This window comes from Leptospira alexanderi serovar Manhao 3 str. L 60 (assembly GCF_000243815.2).
GTDB classification, from domain to species: Bacteria; Spirochaetota; Leptospiria; order Leptospirales; family Leptospiraceae; genus Leptospira; species Leptospira alexanderi.
Map to the genome: position 1 here is coordinate 37501 of NZ_AHMT02000015.1, position 20000 is coordinate 57500.

12 protein-coding genes and 3 pseudogenes (1 of these 15 running past the window's edge) are annotated in these 20000 nt (G+C 39.0%); 10 read left to right on the forward strand and 5 right to left on the reverse strand.

Annotated features, from left to right (window positions below; translation table 11 throughout):
- Window positions 1-431 precede the first annotated feature (431 nt).
- From purB to LEP1GSC062_RS04060, 3 genes are all read left to right on the forward strand, one after another.
- Window positions 432-1733, forward strand: coding sequence for an adenylosuccinate lyase (gene purB, locus LEP1GSC062_RS04050; RefSeq protein ID WP_010578582.1), 1302 nt, complete (start codon window positions 432-434; stop codon window positions 1731-1733).
- Window positions 1734-2513, forward strand: coding sequence for a Rossmann-fold NAD(P)-binding domain-containing protein (locus LEP1GSC062_RS04055; protein WP_020983585.1), 780 nt, complete (start codon window positions 1734-1736; stop codon window positions 2511-2513).
- Window positions 2514-3091: 578 nt separating this feature from the next.
- The gene (locus LEP1GSC062_RS04060) at window positions 3092-3892 is read left to right on the forward strand and encodes a sterol desaturase family protein (RefSeq protein ID WP_020983494.1); all 801 of its coding nucleotides are present in this window, start codon (window positions 3092-3094) and stop codon (window positions 3890-3892) included.
- Window positions 3893-4166: 274 nt separating this feature from the next.
- Here the strand turns inward: LEP1GSC062_RS04060 and LEP1GSC062_RS04065 are convergent, their stop codons facing one another.
- Window positions 4167-4493, reverse strand: a complete 327-nt coding sequence (locus tag LEP1GSC062_RS04065) for an ArsR/SmtB family transcription factor (protein WP_020983570.1) — start codon at window positions 4491-4493, stop codon at window positions 4167-4169.
- Between the two features lie 51 nt (window positions 4494-4544).
- Here LEP1GSC062_RS04065 and LEP1GSC062_RS04070 point away from each other — a divergent pair, with 51 nt between their 5' ends.
- Entirely contained in the window at window positions 4545-5039 is a 495-nt protein-coding gene (locus tag LEP1GSC062_RS04070) for an SRPBCC domain-containing protein (protein WP_020983551.1), read from the forward strand.
- A 283-nt stretch (window positions 5040-5322) separates the two neighbouring features.
- Here LEP1GSC062_RS04070 and LEP1GSC062_RS25765 read toward each other — a convergent pair.
- Together LEP1GSC062_RS25765 and sph are read right to left on the reverse strand one after the other, a co-directional pair.
- Window positions 5323-5741 (reverse strand): annotated as a pseudogene (locus tag LEP1GSC062_RS25765) (integrase core domain-containing protein); the annotation flags it as partial.
- A 687-nt stretch (window positions 5742-6428) separates the two neighbouring features.
- Window positions 6429-7178: a sphingomyelinase gene (gene sph / locus LEP1GSC062_RS04080; RefSeq protein ID WP_167324059.1), complete on the reverse strand. Its 750-nt coding sequence runs from the start codon at window positions 7176-7178 to the stop codon at window positions 6429-6431.
- Window positions 7179-8215: 1037 nt separating this feature from the next.
- Between sph and LEP1GSC062_RS21045 the strand changes: the two are divergent.
- The 3 genes and pseudogenes from LEP1GSC062_RS21045 to LEP1GSC062_RS04110 all read left to right on the forward strand — a co-directional run bounded on the left by LEP1GSC062_RS21045 (window position 8216) and on the right by LEP1GSC062_RS04110 (window position 12106).
- Window positions 8216-9040 (forward strand): annotated as a pseudogene (locus tag LEP1GSC062_RS21045) (transposase).
- A 128-nt stretch (window positions 9041-9168) separates the two neighbouring features.
- Complete coding sequence (locus LEP1GSC062_RS04100; protein ID WP_010578572.1) at window positions 9169-10383, forward strand: TCR/Tet family MFS transporter; 1215 nt, start codon at window positions 9169-9171, stop codon at window positions 10381-10383.
- Window positions 10384-11248: 865 nt separating this feature from the next.
- Window positions 11249-12106 carry a pirin family protein gene (locus tag LEP1GSC062_RS04110; RefSeq protein WP_010578571.1) on the forward strand — a complete coding sequence of 286 codons (858 nt, stop codon included), beginning with the start codon at window positions 11249-11251 and terminating at the stop codon, window positions 12104-12106.
- A 483-nt stretch (window positions 12107-12589) separates the two neighbouring features.
- On the opposite strand, the gene LEP1GSC062_RS04115 is transcribed toward LEP1GSC062_RS04110, so the two are convergent.
- A complete protein-coding gene (locus LEP1GSC062_RS04115; RefSeq protein WP_020983483.1) occupies window positions 12590-13480 on the reverse strand; it encodes an LIC13305 family lipoprotein in 891 nt (296 codons plus the stop codon).
- Between the two features lie 136 nt (window positions 13481-13616).
- On the opposite strand from LEP1GSC062_RS04115, the gene typA reads away from it, so the two are divergent.
- Window positions 13617-15440 (forward strand): translational GTPase TypA, encoded by a 1824-nt coding sequence (gene typA, locus LEP1GSC062_RS04120; protein WP_010578570.1) that lies wholly within the window; start codon window positions 13617-13619, stop codon window positions 15438-15440.
- Between the two features lie 625 nt (window positions 15441-16065).
- Window positions 16066-17279 (forward strand): annotated as a pseudogene (locus tag LEP1GSC062_RS04125) (acyltransferase family protein).
- 189 nt (window positions 17280-17468) lie between these two features.
- On the opposite strand, the gene LEP1GSC062_RS04130 reads toward LEP1GSC062_RS04125, so the two are convergent.
- Window positions 17469-18404 carry an LIC12353 family lipoprotein gene (locus LEP1GSC062_RS04130; RefSeq protein WP_010578569.1) on the reverse strand — a complete coding sequence of 312 codons (936 nt, stop codon included), beginning with the start codon at window positions 18402-18404 and terminating at the stop codon, window positions 17469-17471.
- A gap of 1053 nt (window positions 18405-19457) precedes the next feature.
- Between LEP1GSC062_RS04130 and LEP1GSC062_RS04140 the strand changes: the two genes are divergently transcribed.
- Window positions 19458-20000, forward strand: partial view of a hypothetical protein gene (locus LEP1GSC062_RS04140; protein WP_004495574.1) — the 5' end (the start) only. 549 nt of this gene lie beyond the right edge of the window; the window shows 543 of its 1092 coding nt (coding positions 1-543); it begins with the start codon at window positions 19458-19460; its stop codon lies beyond the right edge, outside the window.

Consider the following 20000-nt stretch of genomic DNA (forward strand, 5'->3'; position numbering starts at 1 on the left):
GGAATTGGAGCATTATGTTGCGATCGTAGGCAGCACATTGAGTTAAAGCGCGGTCGCGAGCCATTTTATCTATGAAATTCGCGAGCTGCGACGACGACCCGCAGAGCGACCTAAACACCGACCCATAGGAAGGTGTTTGCTGAGTTCAGGAAAGCCCTGCGCCTGAGTTCAGGGAGTCGTTGCACTTTAGTTTCTTATTCGCCCAAACTTTCTTACGACCGACCCTGCTCACGTTAATTTATAGTACCAAACCGTATGACTCGTCTGTTGTAATGAAATAAAAGTCATTCGGAATTAATTTTTCAACAACTCTATTGTACAAAAAACAAAGGATCGTATCTCAAACGCTTTTTTTACTGGTTTTGTTTTTTTTTTTACAGAATATACTTCCTTGGAAGAGTGGATGAGAATACAAAAAGGAATCTTAAGAAATGATCGATCGTTATTCCAATCCCGAAATTTCCAAAATCTGGGAATTAGAGAACAAGTTTGAAATTTGGAAGGAAATAGAAATACTCGCCTGCGAGATCCGTATGAAACGGGGAGAAATTCCACCTGAGGATTTTCAGGAGATCAAAACGATGGCAAAGTTCAATGTGGACGAGATCCTGGAAATCGAAAGTAAGGTTCATCACGACGTGATCGCGTTTTTGACAAACATGAATTCGTACATCGGGCCTGCGGGAAGACACGTTCACTACGGTCTGACTTCCTCCGATATCGGAGATACTGCGCTTTGCGTGCAGATGGTTCAGGCCATGGACTTGATCCTGAAAAAAACGGACGCACTCATCTCCGTAGTCAAAGAAAAGGCGATTCAATACAGAGATCTGCCTTGTATCGGACGTTCCCACGGAATTCATGCGGAACCGATGACCCTTGGACTCAAATTCGCATTATTTTTTGAAGAATTAAATCGAAATCGAAAAAGGATGTCTGAGGCCAGAAACGAGATTGCGGTCGGAAAACTTTCGGGAGCTGTCGGGACTTATTCCAATATCGATCCAGAAATCGAAGTCTATGTCTGCGAAAAGATGGGCTTAAAAATCGATTCGATCTCCACACAAGTCGTTTCCAGGGATCGTCACGCGTTTTATCTTTCCGTTCTCGGGGTTACAGCTTCTTCTTTGGATCGTATGGCGACAGAGATTCGTCTTTTGCAAAAGACGGAGGGAAGGGAAGTGGAAGAGCCTTTCTCCGCGGGACAAAAGGGTTCGTCCGCGATGCCTCATAAAAGGAATCCTGTGATCTGCGAAAGGATTTCCGGTCTTTCCAGGGTGATCCGTGCAAATGTAAACGTGGGTTTGCAGGATGTAGCTCTTTGGCATGAAAGAGATATTTCCCATTCTTCGGCGGAAAGGGTCGTACTTCCCGATTCCACCATCGCGCTCGAATACATTTTGGATAAGATGTTATTCGTAATCAAAAATCTTCATGTGTATCCGGATGCGATCGAAAGAACGTTAGGCGTCACACGGGGATTGATCTTCTCTCAAAAGGTTTTGCTGGCTCTGATCGAAAAAGGAAAGATCGTAAGAGAAGAAGCTTATCTGATCGTTCAAGAACACGCAATGGCGGTTTGGGCCAATCCGTCCGAAACTCTCAGGACTAGACTGGAAAAAGACAATCGAGTCAGTCAGGTTTTAACCCGAAAAGACCTCGAAGATATTTTTAAAATCGAACCGTATCTTGAAAAAGTGGGATTGATTTACAAACGTTTGGGCCTTGAATAAATGCTGGTCGGAATCTTCGGTTTAGGATATACCGGAATCCGAATTGCGAAGAGATTGAAGTTGCAAGCGGAGATCCAACTCAAAACTTTCTCTGCCAAAACCCGCGTGGAAGGAACCGAAGTTTTTGATTTTTCGAATCCTTCTGCTTTGGAGGAATTTGGGAAAAAATTTTCGAGAGAAAATTTCGATTTGTGCGTAGTCACATTCCCTGTTCAAAAACTTTCCGATCCGATTTCGTTTATCAATCTTTTGTTTTCTATAGGCAAAAAATTTATTCTTCTGGGAACGACGAGTATTTATAAAAGAGTTCCGGACATTGTCGAATCCACTCCTCTCGTAGAAGAGCACGATCGTTTTGCGGTTGAGAATGAATGGATCGGGAGAGGCGGAAAAATTCTCAGACTTTGCGGAATTTACGGACCTCTTCGAAATCCTGGGGATTGGGCAAGAAAAGGACTCGTGAAAAAGTGTTCAAGACAACTCAATCTGATTCACGGTGACGATGTGGCTCTTACGATTTCTCTTTTGATTCGCAAAATTCAAACGGCGGGTTGGGATACGCTTCCGCACGTTCTCAATCTGTCGGACAACCAATGGCATACTTGGAAAGAAATATTTTCCTTTTTAGAAGAGCATGAAAAAATTTCCAAAACTCAAATTGAAGAATCGCCTAAAGAGGATGGTTTTATCGACAGTGAATTGATTCGATCCTTACTTCCCGATTTACAAACCAAAAACTTTTGGGTAGAATTAGAAAATCTGGAAGGAATCGGTGATTGACGAAATTACGAGTATTAGAGTTGAAAAATTAATCCTCGGACGTATGAAAATAGTACCAAGAATTAACGAGCGATTTTTGCAGAGATATAGAAGTCCTCACAAAATTGTGCCGAATCCAGAATTGTTGGCTTTTTTAAAGAAGATCTAACATTCTAACTTTTGAAACGAACTTATTACAGTATTCTTATGCGTCCGAGTAGTAATCCTCTGTCCGTTTCTGCCCTATTGAAATGGGCGTTTGAAGCGGTTTTGTTAAACTGAAATCATGGAATTTTTCAACAACTCTATTCTCCATTTTTTTCCATAGGTGGATTTGTTTCCTTTTTGATTTTTTGCTTCGTACGTTATTGGTCCGATATCCGCGGAAAAATTACGGTTTGTTTCATTTTCGCAATTCTTTCCTATTTGATTTTGGACTCGGGCGTTTGCGTTCGAATTCCTATCCGGAAACGGAATATGGAAAAAGTCGCACGAATTCGAAAATAAATCCCAAACGATTTTGAAAAGAGCAAGCTTAGATGAGAATTTAAGTCCATAATTAAATCGAATCTGTGATCTATGATACGGAGAGAATGAATATGGAAGAATTACTTTTAAAGTTCGGTTATTCTGGTTTTTTCGGAATCATTTGGGGAATTTTGCTGATACGTTATTTGCTCTTTTCGGGGATTGTGTTTTTGATCGTTTGGGTTTTTTTGGGTAAAAAACTTTCCCACAAACTCATTCAGGGCAAAAGACCGGAAAAGAAAAAAATCATTCACGAAGTCAAATATTCCCTGATAACCTTCCTAATTTTCGCGTTGTCCGGAGTATTTATCGTCTGGTCTCACATAAAAGGGTACAATCTGATCTACGAAAATGTCGGCGATTACGGGTTCGGGTATCTTATCTTCAGCGTGTTTATGTTGATTCTTTTGCATGATACTTATTTTTATTGGACACATCGAATGATGCATCATAAACTTTTCTTTAAATATTTTCATCTTGTCCATCATAAGTCCACTAATCCTTCTCCTTGGGCGGCGTTTTCATTTCATCCTTTGGAAGCGATTGTAGAATCCGGAATTGTTCCGCTTGCGTCGTTTGTACTTCCTTTACATCCAGGGGTGATAATCGTATTTTTCATTTATATGACTTCGTTAAATGTGCTGGGTCATCTTTCTTATGAATTTTTTCCTTCCTGGTTTTTAAAAAGTGGGTTCACGAATTGGCATAACACGACTACACACCACAACATGCATCATAAATACTTCAACTGCAACTATTCCCTCTATTTCAATTTTTGGGATAGAATCATGGGTACCAATCACGAAAAATACAAGGAAAAGTTCGAAGAAATCGCATCCAGAGTTCCTAAAAAAGCGGAAGTCATATTATAAAAATAGAATGTTTTGTCTCTTGCCGTCGTATAAATAGGAAGTAAGAGTTCCGTTCATTTGATGAGGTGGGTATCGTAAATCATAGCAGTTCCCACGTTTTAGTGGATAGGTTTTAGGGATCAGATGTCAGGGTTTTAGGAATCAGTGGATAGAAATCAGGTGACCTGACCTTGCCTAGGAGGGGGGTTGACCCACGTTGCGACTCATAAAGAAGCAATGTGTTTGAGTTTTCTTTTTGACCCGTGTTCCTTTTATTTTGGCTGGTTTTTCGATTTTATCCCGATCCCATTTGTTTCTTAAACACTGCCAATCTTTTCAAAGTTGGTTTTGCGTATTTACTGATCCAACGATCGTAGATTTCTTGAATAGGTACATTGTCCAAATAATTCCATCGAACCCGTCCTTTTCTTTTTACGATTAATAAGCCTGCATTTTCCAAAATCTTCAGGTGTTGAATTATAGTACAGCGATCTAATGATTCGAAATAAGAACAGATTTCTCCCGTTGTTTTAGGTTTTTTCCTAAGAAGATCCAAAATTTCTCTTCTTTTAGAATCTGCAAGTGCCTTAAAAATTAGATCCTGCTTGTCAAGTTTATACATATTAATATAATATAACATATTAAAAATATAATTATTTCAAAAGGAATTTATATGGATTTAAGATTCACGGTACAGACCAAGATCCAAAAACCTTTGGAAGTGGTTTTTCAAGCCGTTTACGACCCGAAACATTTAAGCGGATACTTTACAACCGGAGGTGCAAGTGGCCCTTTGGTGGCGGGAAGTAAAGTGGTTTGGAAGTTTGCGGATTTCCCTTCGATGGAGGGGGAAGATGAGGGAGTGGTCGTGAACGTAGTCGAAGTGGTTCCCAATTCCAAGATTGTTTTGGAATGGGATGCTCACGAAGGAAGTTATGAGGGTGAAAACGAACTTCTAACTGTTGGCGGGTACAAAACCAAAACGGAAATGATTTTCGAATCCTTGAATCAAAACAATACTCTTGTGAAAATTACCGAATCCGGTTGGAAGGTATCTCAAGCTGCGTTAGACGGTTCTTATATGAACTGTCAAGGTTGGATGAACATGAGTTGTTGTCTCAAAGCGTATTTGGAATACGGGATTAACTTGAGAAAAGGTTTTTTTTGAATGAAAATTTCAACCCCACGTGTGGGTTTCAAGATGTTAGTGGTTAGGAATCAGTGGTTAGGGTTTTAAATCAAAATCTATCCTGTTTCCATTCAACCCCACGTGTATGGGGAAAAGGGCCAAACTTGTGTAGGATAAATCCGGATTTTTTGCAATCTATTTTTGGGTTTTGTGTTTGAAGATATTGTCACTAGCAATAAACATCTGAGACACAATGACTTTTTTCTGCTGAAAAAAGGGAAGTAGCCAAAAACAAAATTGAAAAGAGTAAAAGTAAGATGCCTTATTTTAAAACCAATTGAAAGTGTGAAAAACCTCTAAGCAGATTGCCTAAAATATTAGTTAACCCTCCAAGAGAACTGTGGTCGTTTAGAAATATAAAAGACTAGCCATACTTTGATAAGCTGTTGAGTGTCTTTCATACTTCTAAATTAGTTTTTATTGAAAGATTCGTTTCGCATCTTTTCTGTTAAAACTTTCGATAAAAACATTTTCAGTAGGTATGAAATGAATCTCAACTTCAAAGCCCATTTCAAAAAAGGTTTCGATACAAATTCAGAATTATTGTTCGCAACGAATTGTTTCGGAAGACTATGGGATCCAGATATTTCGTTACTAGTCGTATCAAGGTAATTGAGAATTTTGGTTTGTTACCGATGCGAAACGTTTACAGTCATTGATAATATTCGAAATCTTCTCCCTGGCCAAAAGAAAACGGGCATAAAATCCATTTAAGTCTTTATCTTTCGGCGGGGGCCTGTTTCCAATTTTTTCAATTTCTTGTGAATTTCTTCCTATGAAACATATCTTCATCGTTTCCTCCAAGTTTTAGTTGTTATTAAAGGTTTTCCAACATTCTATTTTTGGAGATAGGCCACTCGAATCATTTTTTTTCTGTATGTTTTTGTCCATAAGCTACTGATCCCTATAAAATAGAATACCGTTAATTAAGCACAAATCCCGCGTTTCGACGCAGAATTTTGGACACTCTATTATGTAGAGATGAGTAATACTATAACATTTTACGGATTACGTTTAACGAAATAGACTTCTCGATATTACGTCCGTAAGAGGCATAGTTGGTACGAGATTCAAGCACTCTAAGTAAGCCTCGCATGCGAACCGAAGTGACAAATAAATATGCGGAACCGGGGTGAGGATCACATTATAAATTCAGAACATAACAAGAGGTTATAATTGGATTACCCTAACGAATCTTGTAATTCCTTTAAATAATTAAAATAATGCATATTCTTAATTTGTTTTTTAGAATATACATTATTTATTATATATTTTGACGGTTAAGCCACTTCCAGAGAAATATGGCAAATCATACTTGTATTCAATGGGCTGTTTATATAAAGTCCTATATATCTACCTCTGTTTACGTTATTTTGATGCTGCTGCTTCCGGTGGTGTTGGACTCAATATAACGGTAAAAGTTTCTCTTGGACCGGGATTAAGTGACTTCGCCCAAAGAAAGAGATATTCATTCCACCTCCCTCCCTTCCAATTCGTGATAGAATAATCATATCCAGCACCTAGAGTATCATGATCTGAAAATGAGACCTTGCCCCCGGATTTTAAACATCCTCCGTCCATAACGAAGATTACAAGGCGATTAGAACCATCATTGTATTTCGGATAGTATGCGTAATTGCCTCCACCACCACCGGCCCACCAATTCCAATAATACTTCGGATTTGCAGAGGTTTCGACTCGGATACGCCCGCTTTCTATACAGTTGGGATCACCTCCATCCTGATATAAATTGAATCTCGTAAAATACGTGTCTCGCACAGCGTCCACTTTCAACCATCCGTTCGGAGCCTTGCTATTGGCTTGAATTCTTTTGCCGGTTGCATCGGATATAAAAGTAACCCCATCGTATTTTCGTTTAGGCCTGGGTCGAGGTTTTGCTTTTCTCATAGATTTGTCGTTTGCCAATTCTAAACTTTGATCATTTGGAAGGGAAAGTAAAGACAGAAGTAAATTGTTTTCTGGTGATTGTTGATCCGGTAGACAGTTAAAAAGAAACAAGAAGAGGAGGACACAATAGCCTCCAAAGTACTTCGACATTTTTAATTTATTTGTTTTTTTCGCTTTTTCCTTTCGAAAAATTTTCTGTATCATTTTCACATCTCCATTCAAATTTTTATATATATTAATACATAATTTGAAAAAGAGAATATGTTCAAGATAGGTAGGAGTTCCCTATTCAAAAGTAAATTTAGATTTCAAAAATAACTGTTGATTTTAGAATTTATCTCAAGATAGATCCTGCTAAAAAAAACGAACGGTTGTTATGCGGAATTTTTATTTCGAAAAGCTACTCGATGATTGAATCAAAGATAAAAAAGCAAAAAGACATTGCTAACTTTTCAAAGTTTCTATTTCGTCAAATACTTGGAAAACTGATGATCGTCTGGGATCGAATCAATATTCATCGTTCGTTTGTCGTCACCGGATTTATTACTTCACTTGAATGATCGAATCGCTATAGAGTTTTTACTCGCTATACGCACAGAAATTACTACTCGGACACATGAAAATGATACTCGAAAATAAGCGGTCGGTTTTGCAAAAGTACAACGGTTCTCAAAAGTTAAGTCAAATCGGGAAATCTCGACTTTTTAGAGGAAGATTCCAACATTCTAATTTTCGAAATAGTTTATCATAGTATTTTATTCATGCGTCCGAGTAGTAAGTCCGATTGAAAATGTTTGGTGCAAACAGAAAAGATATCTTCTTTCTAACTACAGTCCTGAAGCATTCAAACACGAAGCGAAACGAATCTTAAAGAAATTAAAACGAATGGAAATCCAATTCAAACTTTCTTGGTATCAAGCACATTGCCGCTTTAATGATGTTTTTTGAATCTGATGTCGCTTAACAAAAATGTATTCTAGATTGTAGTTGTCTCTGACTTCTTTTGTGAATTTTATATCTCTTTTTTAGATACATCATATCGTTTCTGTGTTTGGATTAACCGTTCCGAAAAAAACGATTAAAAGTTTTTTAGCTTTTCAGACAGATACTACTCGGAAGAAATCAAATCAGTCTTTATTTGGTAGATAACGTGAGTTCGGCCTAAGGAGGAAAAAAGAGAAAAATCTTGTACAGAAAAGCGCCAGATCACATATTGAACTAAATTTCCAGCAAGAAAGGGGTTAAATATGGATCTGACAGAGATATTTTGTGCGATAGACGATTATTGTACACAACAAAAAATAAACTGGAACGTGAAAATACTTTTGTCCGGTGGTTCGAAAAAGAAACCGAAAATTTCAGTTAAGCCTGAGTGAAGTAGCAACGATTGTTGTCTGTTTTCATCTTTCTCATTATAGAGAATTTAAAAATTATTATCTGATAGAAATAAAAAAGAATTTAAAATCGGAATTTCCAAAAGCTGTAAGTTACAATCGTTTTGTTGAACTGATGCCTAACGCGTTATCTGTCATAGCTTCCTTTCTATCAAATTCTTGTCTGGGAAAATGTTCCGGAATATCGTTCATTGATTCTACGATTCTCAAAGTATGCGACAACAGAAGAATCCATTCTCATAAGACCTGTCCAGTCTCGATTTTTTCTTACGGAAAAAACCGGAACTGACAGAACCTTGCAGCTTGATCTTTCTAATAAAGTAAAATAAAGTTAAGAATATTCACGATAAACTTTTCGGAGATAGAGGTTATATCAGTCAATCTTTGTTTGAAAGTCTTTATGAAAAAGGAATTCAACTCATTACAAAACTTAAAAAGAATATGAAAAATAAATGAATGCCCTTAGTTGATAAAATTCTTTTAAGAAAAAGAGCTATCATTGAAGCAGTTAATGATGAACTTAAAAATATCTGTCAGATTCAACATACTATACATCGAAGCTTTTTCAATTGGGCCGTTAATCTATTAAGCGGTTTAGTTGCATTTTCATTTTTTCCAAAAAAACCTTCTTTGAATTTGAGATCCAAAGACAATTTACAACTTTTACTCTCTCCTTAGGCCGAACTCACGTTAGATAAGATTTGATGACATCTTTCCAATTTGAAGATTCTAGGGAATCATTGTAAGACTACTTAAGGCGTTATTTTTTGATTGCCAACAGGCTTATAATTTGTTTGGTGGGATTTATGAATCCCCAACGTCCCGCCGCCTTAGGCTTTATTTTTGTAACTGTTCTCATTGACGTAATAGGTTTCGGAGTCATCATCCCCGTTTTACCGAAGCTCATTCAGGAATTAACTCACGGATCTTTGAGTGACGCCGCTTGGTACGGAGGTCTCTTGATGTTCGCTTATTCGTTCGTTCAGTTTATCAGTGCGCCATTTGTCGGAGGATTGAGCGACCGATATGGGAGAAGGCCTGTTTTACTCGGGTCTCTGTTCGGCTTTACGTTGGATTATTTATTCTTAGCGTTTGCACCTTCCATTTTTTGGTTGTTTGTCGGAAGAGTTGTGTCGGGCATCATGGGAGCAAGTTTTACGACAGGTTATGCCTACATTGCGGATATCAGCCCTCCCGAAAAAAGGGCGCAAAATTTCGGAATTCTCGGAGCCGCGTTCGGATTGGGATTTATCATTGGGCCCGTGATTGGAGGTTTCCTTGGACAATTCGGTTCTAGGGCACCTTTTTTAGCTGCGGCCGTTCTTACGTTGGTAAATTGGTTGTTCGGATTTTTTGTTCTTCCGGAATCATTGACCAAAGAAAATCGAAGAAAATTCGAATGGAAAAAAGCAAATCCGATAGGTTCGCTTATCAATTTAAAACGTTATCCGATGATTATCGGCTTAGTGGTTGCATTTTTTCTAATAAATACCGCGGCGCACGCTGTCCAAGGAACTTGGAATTATTATACGATGGAAAAATTTCAATGGAACGAGGTGATGGTAGGTTATTCACTCGGGGTCGTTGGGCTTGTTTATGCGGTCACGCAAGGAGGGCTGATTAGAATCATTCTTCCTGTGTTGGGTCAGAATCGGAGTATCTATCTGGGTTTGGCCTTGAGCGCGCTCGGATATGCGTTATTTGCTCTTGCAACACAAAGTTGGATGATGTTCGTATTTTTAATTCCTTATTGTTTGGGAGGGATTGCGATGCCCCCACTTCAAGGAATCATGTCCTCTCAGGTTCCTCCAAGAGAACAAGGGGAATTGCAAGGAGCGCTTACAAGTTTAATGAGCGTTACCGCGATCATCGGACCGATTTTGATGACGGGACTATTTTCTTATTTTACAGCCAGAGAAACTCCGATTTATTCTCCAGAAGCCCCACTTTGGATGGGAACGATATTGACTGCAGCGAGTCTCTGGATTTCCGTGGGTTCCCTAAGAAAGCATCATTCTTAAATAATAAAAGAAGAATATTCTAAAATCTTGATTAATTTTTTATAAAAAACTGTCCCGAAAGAAACTAAAGTGGCACTGCTCTCTATCATAACGTTACCCACAAATTAAGGAGGATTTTGGAATAAGAAGGATCAAAAACGCAGATTTTTCAAGTGTTCCGACGTGTTAGTGATTAGGGATTAGATTTTAGTGGATAGAACTTTACATACAATAAAACGCAAGTGTTCAGACGTGTTAGTGATTAGGGGTTAGATTTTAGTGGATAGAACATTACATACAATAAAACGCAAGTGTTCAGACGTGTTAGTGATTAGGGGTTAGATTTTAGTGGATAGAACGTTACATACAATAAAACGCAAGTGTTCCGACGAGAATGAGGCTTTTTACTTGCAAAAAGTATAATTTTCTGATAGAGAAAAACCTCCCGAGCCTTTCCACCCCCACCCAAAAATAAGGGTGGGAACTAAGTTTCACAGAGGATTTTGTCGTAATTCCGACAAATTGATCTTGAGATCCCATTACTTGTGGGTAAGGTGATGGTATGTAATGTATGTAAAGTCCTAACCACTGACCCCTAACATCTATCCACTAAAACGTGGGGGAAACTCAGGCGCGGAGCTTTCCTATTGGCGCTCGACGGGACGTGTTGTAAGTTAAAAGCTAACAAATAAAACGGTTTATACCGAATTCGAAAAAGGAATAGAAAAACAGTCAAAATCGATCTTGAAAACATACGAGTTTGCGACTTTAGAAACGGAACATATCGAAAAGACGCGGAAATATCCTAGGAGATTTTCTCATACGAGCGAGTGTTCTTCTATTCAAAAATCTTGAAATTCGAAACAATCAATCTAAACTTTAACCTATGAAAATCATTTCTGCGGTTATAAAAGAACTCGGAGACAATTTCCGAGTTCGGAGAATTCTTCCTTCCATCGAGGCTCGTCAGGTAGGTCCGTTCGTATTTGTGGATCATCTGGGTCCCGTTCCGATTCAAACCGGAAAAGAGCTAACGGTACGTTCTCATCCTCATATCGGACTTGCGACGATTACGTATCTCTATGACGGAGTGATACTTCATAGAGACAGTATCGGATCGGAGATGCCGATTCGCCCTTATGAAGTGAACTGGATGACTGCGGGCTCGGGGATCGCACACAGCGAACGTTCTCAATTGGATTCTCAGTATTCTATCTTGGAAGGAATACAAACTTGGGTTGCGCTTCCCAAAGAATCGGAAGAAGTGAGCGCGGAATTTTTTCATCTTGATCGAAAGGACATTCCGATTATCGAGGGAGAGGCTTGGGAGCTTCGACTTGTCGCGGGAGAATTTTTAGGAAAACGTTCGCCGGTAAAAGTGTATTCTTCTCTTTTTTATGCCGACTTGGACGCGAAGCCCGGAGCCAAGGGAGAATGGGATATTGCTTCCGATCAAGAATCGGCTTTGTATGTCGCGCGCGGAAGTTTAGAGATACGAGGTCAAAAGATCGGACTTGGTCAGATGGCGGTGTTTGATCCCGGAGAAACGATTTCATTTTCTTCGGAAGAAGGAAGCCGTGCGATTCTTTTAGGAGGTATTCCGTTTCCGGAACATCGTCATCTTTGGTGGAATTTCGTATCCACCTCTTTGGAAAGAATCGAACGGGCTAAACTTGAATGGAAGGAGGAACGTTTTGCGGCGGTTCCTGGTGAAACGGAACGAATTCCTCTTCCGGAAAAATGAATTAGAATATTTTTTCAAATTTTGATTCTATCTTTACTCATCTCTACAAAATAGAGTGTCTAAAATTCTACGTCTAAACGCTGGATTTATACTCAAATTAACGGTATTCTATTTTATAGAGATGAGTAATTGGAAACCTAATTTTTGATAGATAGCTTTAAAACTTTACTGATATTCTAAGGAATACCAATATTTTCATTTCAATTGGCTTTTTGAAATAAAGTTTTATAGTATTATATAACTCTAAAATATAACAAACCGTTTTCGTATTAAATCTTTGTTTGATGAATGCCATTGATTAGAAATTCATTTTATCAAGATTTACTAAAGAGTTTGTCCCAAAACTATCTGATTTTATCGGAATCTCCGTGAATCGTGACGATTGTTTTGGGACAGACTCAAAGCTACAATTTACGGTCAAAAACCGAATCTAAGGGCTATTATAGAATGCGATTTTTCAATCTATCTATTTTATAGATGTCCTCAACGACAATCTTGTTCCGCCTGAGCCATTCTCATGTTCCACTCGGTGTTTTCCGCGCCCGGAAAGGGCCAAAATTGTTTCCATCTGGAAACGGTTAAACGCACCTTTGCCGCAACGAACGGATCAGTCCGACAAGTTTGGACTAAAAGATTGTAAGAGGTCGGCCAACCCATGACCAAGGCTCCCAATACAGCTTTATCCTCTCCAAAATGTGACGCCCCGTAAGGCAGCATAATCCCAGGCATAGGGTGCCAAACATTTGGTATTTGAAGGATATTATTGAATCCGTAGTATTGAAATCCGGGAGCATTCAGTTTTTCCCAATCCGGATCCGAGTAATGATGACGGTGGTGGCCTAAAAGTTTACGATCTACGGAATGTGTCAGTTCATGATGCATTGTTGGTACATCATAACATTCAACAACTCTGAAATTGGGAGTCCCTCCGCATGTAGTCGTGCTAACGCTCATAACAAGTTTAGTACTTGTTACGATAGTAGCAAGAAGATTAACATCGGAAAATGCAAGCACTGTCCTTCCATAGGACGTTGTCATAGTTCTACAAAGCACAATTTTTTCCACACCGGCTTTGATCCAATACCCTCTTGGATATCTGGCGATTTCTTTTTTCAGAAGTTCCACATAATAATCAATATCTTCCTGAGAGTCGTAGTTGAGATCGCAAATAATCTCAACTTCTGCCGAATTTTTGAAGGAGGAAAGATTTGTAATGATTTGTACATCCCGATCATAGTTCTCTGCCCGATCGGGTTGTAAAGCTTGCAACGCTACTAAGGAAAGTAAAAGATCGGAATTTTTCTCATTCTTTTGTTCGTTACAAAAGACCAATGGAATTAGAATTAAAAAGCAGAGGATGAAATGTAACTTCATATAAAGGTTCCTTTTTTAGAAAAATGGATCGTGCTCGAACCCACGTTATTTAGTATAACAATCTTGGAATCCATAAATGTCAAAATAATAAAATAAATGTTTACACAGGAAGGCTTCCGAAATTTTTGGTCTTAGAATGGAAATCCGCAACATCGCTATCATCGCTCACGTAGACCATGGGAAAACCACACTTTTGGACGGAATTCTCCGTCAAACAGGTGCCGTTACCGCCAAAGAAGACGGAGAAAGGATCATGGACTCCAATGACTTGGAAAAGGAAAAAGGAATCACGATCAAAGCAAAAAATACTGCAGTGGTTTACAAAGGAACCAGAATCAACGTTGTGGATACTCCCGGTCACGCGGATTTTGGCGGAGAAGTGGAACGTGTTCTCGCAACTGCGGATTCCTGTTTATTACTCGTAGACGCTTTCGATGGCCCAATGCCTCAAACTCGATTCGTATTGGGAAAATCCCTGCAGCTTGGGCACAAACCTATTCTAGTAATCAATAAGATTGATCGACCAGGCGCAAGACCGGAAGCGGTCGTAGACATGGCGTTTGACTTATTCTCCGATTTAGGAGCGACTGACGAGCAACTTGACTTTCCGATCGTATATGCATCCGCGAAACAAGGTTGGGCGGTATATAATCTAAGCGATTCTCCGGGAACAAACTTGGACCCACTTTTAGATACGGTTCTGAAACATGTTCCACCTGTTCAAGCGGACACGGAAGCTCCGCTTCAATTCCAAGTGACTTCCTTGGATTATAACGACTATGTAGGAAGAATTGCGGTCGGGAAAATCTATGCGGGAAAGATGGCGCTTGGAATGAATGTGATCCAACTTGCGGCGAAAAAATCGGATACGACGACCACGCCTGCCGACACGGCTCTATTTAGAATTACTAAATTATACAACTTTGAAGGATTAAAACGAAACGAAGTCAACGCTGCGGAAGCGGGCGATATCGTCGCGATCGCAGGACTTCCGGACGTATTTATCGGAGATACGATCTGCGAACCTGGAAAACCGGCTCCAAGACCGGCGATCGAGGTCGAAGAACCGACCGTATCCATGTTCTTTATGGTAAATAATTCTCCGTTTGCCGGTAAGGAAGGAAAGTTCGTAACGACTCGAAACATTCGTGAACGTCTGGATCGAGAACTTGAAACCAACGTGGCGATGAGACTCGAAGAAACCGAAGACAAGGATCGTTTTAAAGTTTTAGGACGTGGAGAACTTCACTTGTCGGTTCTGATCGAAACGATGAGAAGGGAGGGATTTGAGATCCAAGTTTCTCGTCCTGAAGTGATCTTAAAAACCAACGAACAAGGACAAAAACTCGAACCATATGAGTATTTGGTAATGGACATTCCGGATCAATTTACGGGAACGATCATCGCAGAACTCAACCGCAGAAAAGGAGAGCTTCAGCTTATGGACGCGCATCCGTCCGGAATGACTCGTGTTGAATTTGTAATTCCGACACGCGGAATCATCGGGTTCAGAGGATTTTTTATCTCCGAAACACGCGGTGAAGGAGTAATGTCTTCTCGTTTTCTTAGATTCGACCTCTACAAAGGTGAGATCCCCGGTCGTAAGAACGGTGCTTTGATTTCCATGGACTCGGGCGAATCTACGGCGTATGCACTTTGGAAAATTCAGGAGAGAGGGGAATTGGTCATCGGACCAAACACGGCGGTTTATCCTGGAATGATTATCGGAATTCATTCTCGCGAAAATGATCTCGAAGTGAATCCTGTAAAAGAGAAGAAGCTAAGTAACGTTCGTTCCTCCGGTGCGGATGAGGCGATTCGTCTGGTTCCTCCTAGAAAATTTTCTCTGGAACAAAATATAGAATTTTTAGACGACGACGAACTTTTGGAAGTAACTCCCGCAAGTTTACGTCTTCGTAAGAAATTTTTAGATGCAAATATGCGTAAGCGCAATAAGTAGGATCAAATCCAAGAGTCTTAGAAAATTTTCGAGATATAGGGCTTCTTTGCGATCGTTATTTCCTCTGTCCCATTTTTGCTTTATCATTTTTTAAATCTTTTCTGTTTTTAAATGTTCTTTTCTTGATTGTGTTTCTATATTCGAGTTCGTTTTCTTTAAAAGTTATTTGAAAACCTCGTTATCATTGAAATGAAATTTGTTCTTATGAACTTTCTCGGTAAAAGACAGATGATTTAAAGGACCGAGGAGGAATTCATATAAACCCTTCGGATTACGACCTGTAATTTTATAAGAATAAGAAATTTGTAGAATGAAACATATTGCGCTTCTGTGGAAGCTTTTTCGTCCGGATATGAGTAGATTATTCAATCATTTTATACGTCTTGCGGTTTGATTTTTTATTTCAAATTTTAACGACGAGGTTTACAAATAATAGAGATTCATGAATTATATTGTTTATTAAAATGTTAGAAGATAGAAGATATTTAAAATTCATTTTAATAGTTTCTTATTTTCGCTTGAAGTTGGTATTATCGGTTATTTTTGGGTTGGGTTCTGAATAAAAAGCGATTTTACGAAACGGGAAATGAAGGGAAACACTCTAATTGGAAATTGAAAAAAAGTAATGAAAGCTTTCATTAAAGATCTTTGGTTTCATCGTGATAACGAGATTCAGTCTCTAAACGGCCTGAGGGCATTTGCAATTATTTTAGTCATTTTAAATCATTATGCTCTTGCTTGGAAAAAAATCGGGACACTTCAATCTGATTCCCTTTTTTGGTCGGGGGTGGATTTGTCTTTTGTTCTCAGCGGCTTTTTGATTTCAAAAGGGCTTCTGAGTGATTGGACTCGAAGCGGAGCGATCAATTTTCAAAAATTCTATCTGAAACGCACGTTCCGAATTTTTCCGGCCTACTATTTTTTTATCACGTTTAGTTTGATCGCTTCCAGTTTTGTGCTCAAAATCGCAGAGAAGAAAGGACTCGAACAGGAAGCCTATGTGCTTTCTTTTAAACTTTCCAATGCGTGGGGGGATTTCGTATTTTTAGGAAATTATTTTCCGGGAATGAATATTCATACCTGGTCTTTGTCCATAGAAGAGCAGTTCTATTTGGTTTTTCCTCTTTTCTGCAGTCTCTTGCTGTTTAAGATGAATCCTAAACATAGGCAACTTTTCCTATGGTGTTTGCTTTTGATTCCTACTACGTCTCGCGTGATCGTTTACATGACTACGACCATACCTTTGACCCCGGAATATTTTAATGAGATTTATTTTCCTTTTCACACTCGATTCGATTCTTTGGTGATGGGAGTGATCGCGATGGATCTTTATGTAGGTCATAAGGATTTGATGAGTCGGTTGAAGACCGATAATCGATTGTATTATCCACTTTTATTTTTATTCTTTTTTTCTTATGTGTGGCGCATTGGGTAAATCTGCGTACGGACAGCTTTTTTACTCATACTTTCAAATACAATCTTTTGAACATAGGTTTTGCGGGAATCCTATTGTTTGCGGTGGTTCGTTCGGAAGGCTTATTGAGTCGTTTTCTAAGTCTGAGACTTTTTGTTCCCGTGGCGAGGTTGAGTTTCACAATTTATCTTTGGCATTTGATTCTGATCGGAATTTCTCTATCGATTTTAAAAATTCGAACAGAGCCTAGTTCCACCTTGGTACTCTTATCTCAATTTATTTTCGTGTTGGTTCTGGTCGTTATTCTTTCGATTCCTTTTTACGCTTTGATCGAGTATCCGTTTCAATATTTGAAAACAAAAATTCTTCTTAAAAAAAAATCGAGCGAGAAGTCGTTTCAAGTTCAATCGGAGTCTTCCATTTGATTTTTACGAATTCGTTTTGATCGAAAAAAACGGTAGGGCGATTGCGAAATTTTGGAAGAGAATTGATAAACGACTTTGTTTTAGCGAACTCTTGTGTGGATTTTTGTTTTTTTAGAAATGTGGAAGATGCGGACGACGTAAACGAAAACAAATCTGGTTTTAATTGTAGATCAGGTCGTTAGTTGGGTGTTATCGTAAGTCCTTTAATTTTTCGATTTCCCGGATGAGTTCTTCTTTATTTACGTTCGGATCGGATTTGAGTTTACGAATGAGTTCGTCTGCGGTTGCTCTTTTGTTGATCGCTTTTGTATCGATGTTTCCTTTTAAAATTACCGGATCTCCTACGGATACGGAGAGAATTTTTCCGTTCTCAACTGGTTCTAAGACGCCGGAGTGTTGGAAGACTTCCACGATCTTGCACGGAACTTGGTCTTTTCCCACAAGAAAGATCATTCCGGGCTTGATGAGTTCCGACCTTGAAAAAACGGAAACAATTTGTTCCGCAGCGCTTACGGCCGCCTTGTAAAATACGACTCCTGCGATTTCGTTGTCAATTGTTACGCTTTTTTGATTCACATGAGTCGTAATTCTTCCTTGAAACGAACCTCCGATTTTTGTGAATGTTATCTTGGAAAATTTTAAAGTCTTGTTGTCGGGAGAAATCTCTCCGAGCAGATTTCCGCTTAACGTTACATTACCTACCTCTCTGACCTTGGAAGCGGCTCCCATCTCGCTGAGTTTCCAACGTTTTGGGTCGGATTCTCTTGCCCCCATATGAGGCTGGTGAAATTCTTGATAAAGAGCTTCTTGTAAAAGGATTTCGCTTTCACTAGTTACGACTCCGCCGGTTCTGATTCTCCATTCCTCTCTGTTATCACTTGTGATAAAGCTGAGTCTTACGATGGTTTTTCTTTCGAAGGAAAGATCTCCGTTTGATTTCGGAAAGATGCTTAATACTTCGATTTTCATTTTGCCGTCTTTAGTCCATTCCGCCGTCTCGGAAGAGAGATAAAATCCGGCCAGATCCGGATTCGGAGGGATTGGTTTTCCTCTGAGGTTTTTGCCACAATCAATGAACAAAATACTATATAATAAAATAAGAATGTATTCGATTTTTATTTTCATAAAAGTTCCGATTGTTAGAATTTATTTTTTTTTGTTCGGGTAAAGTATCTTTTTAAAATACCGATTTTTTTCGGTTCGGAAAGTTTGCGAAGAATATTTTGATCCTTGTCCAAGGGAAATTTTTCGATCAAAACCAGAGAACTCGAATCGACTATTGAGTTCTGCGTAATAGAGTGTCAGGAATTCTGCGCCTCAAGGACGAACTTGCGTTAAAATTCACGACGCACTAAATAGAGTTAGCTAGAGCCCGTCTCAAAGTCCCAAAAAATATTTCTAAACGTCCGGCAAATTTTTAAAAGATGTATGAGTTCCCATAGGCTGAGTTGTATTGACGGTTTATATCGCTTTTGTGCGTATTTAAAATTGTAGTAGTTCCTGCATTCGAGGTTGTGCGACTAGATCTAAGTAATAAGACACCTCCTGAATCGATTCCCCGAGAACACAAAGTTCGTTCCCGGGTTATGCACCACCAGAGTCTACTTCGATATGAAAAACAGATCCTCGGGCTCATTTGCGAATGGATATTAAATTTCTAAATTTTAAGATCTCTGGTAGAAAAACAATCAAACGACTCCAATGTGAGGCGATTGGCGATGTGACTCGAGTTAGAATATTAAAAATTTACGATAAGCATACTCAGAAAAATGCAATTCATTTTCATCAATTATGTTATTGCGAAATACCATTTAGAATTAAACAGATTAGAACAGATAATGGCCACGAATTCCAAGTTGGTATATATCAAGAACCCGTCCCAAAACCTGAAGAGAAATAGGAGTTAGCGGATAGTGGCTTAGGTTACGATCTATATCGGGAACAACCGTGCTTGAGTTTTTCTTTTTGACAACTTTTTCGAATAGTTAGGGATTTAAGACCTTACATTACAATTGTAGATTCATCTTGGCCTCTAAAGCGGGAGTTCCCACATCTGAAGGTTTAGAATAAATTTTAATTCCATATTATAACTCGATTCATTTTCGCTGTCTCAATATTGGGAGAGCTGTCGTTTATTTAAATAACAAAAATGCCTGAGGTATTTTTGAGGAGATTCAAATGAAAGAGTTCTTACGAAAGATAATAACAGGAATGAGTGTTGTTTTGATATTCTATGTAACTTGGAATTGTGGGGGAGAAAAACAAGTCGATCCTTCCTCTTTGTTGATGCTTTTAGATTCTGAGCGATTTTCAGGCACCTCGACTTATTCTTTCGAAACCATGGTTCCAGATTCCCAAAATACAGATGTAAATCAAGTTGGGCCAGAATTTGAAATCAGCGAATCTGGCAATTCTTCGAAACCTGATCTTATGGTTTATGTTTATTTCGGCGGCTCAAGACAAATGAAACCTGGAGAAGATATTTCCCGAAAAATAAGTCTTCAAGTTGCCAACTTTGGAAGCGCTTTCGCGGCTGGGAATCGTCCCGGTAGCGAAGGTTATATCGTTGATTTGATTCTTTCCAAAGACAAGGTGTTGCCGGAAGGGTATGCTCCTTACTCTTCCGATTTTCAAGAAGACGTCTTGTTAGGTGGAGGAAGAATCAGCAATACTCCAAACCTGGTCCCGGGCGCTCTCGTATTTGTGGGCGAGGGATCCAAT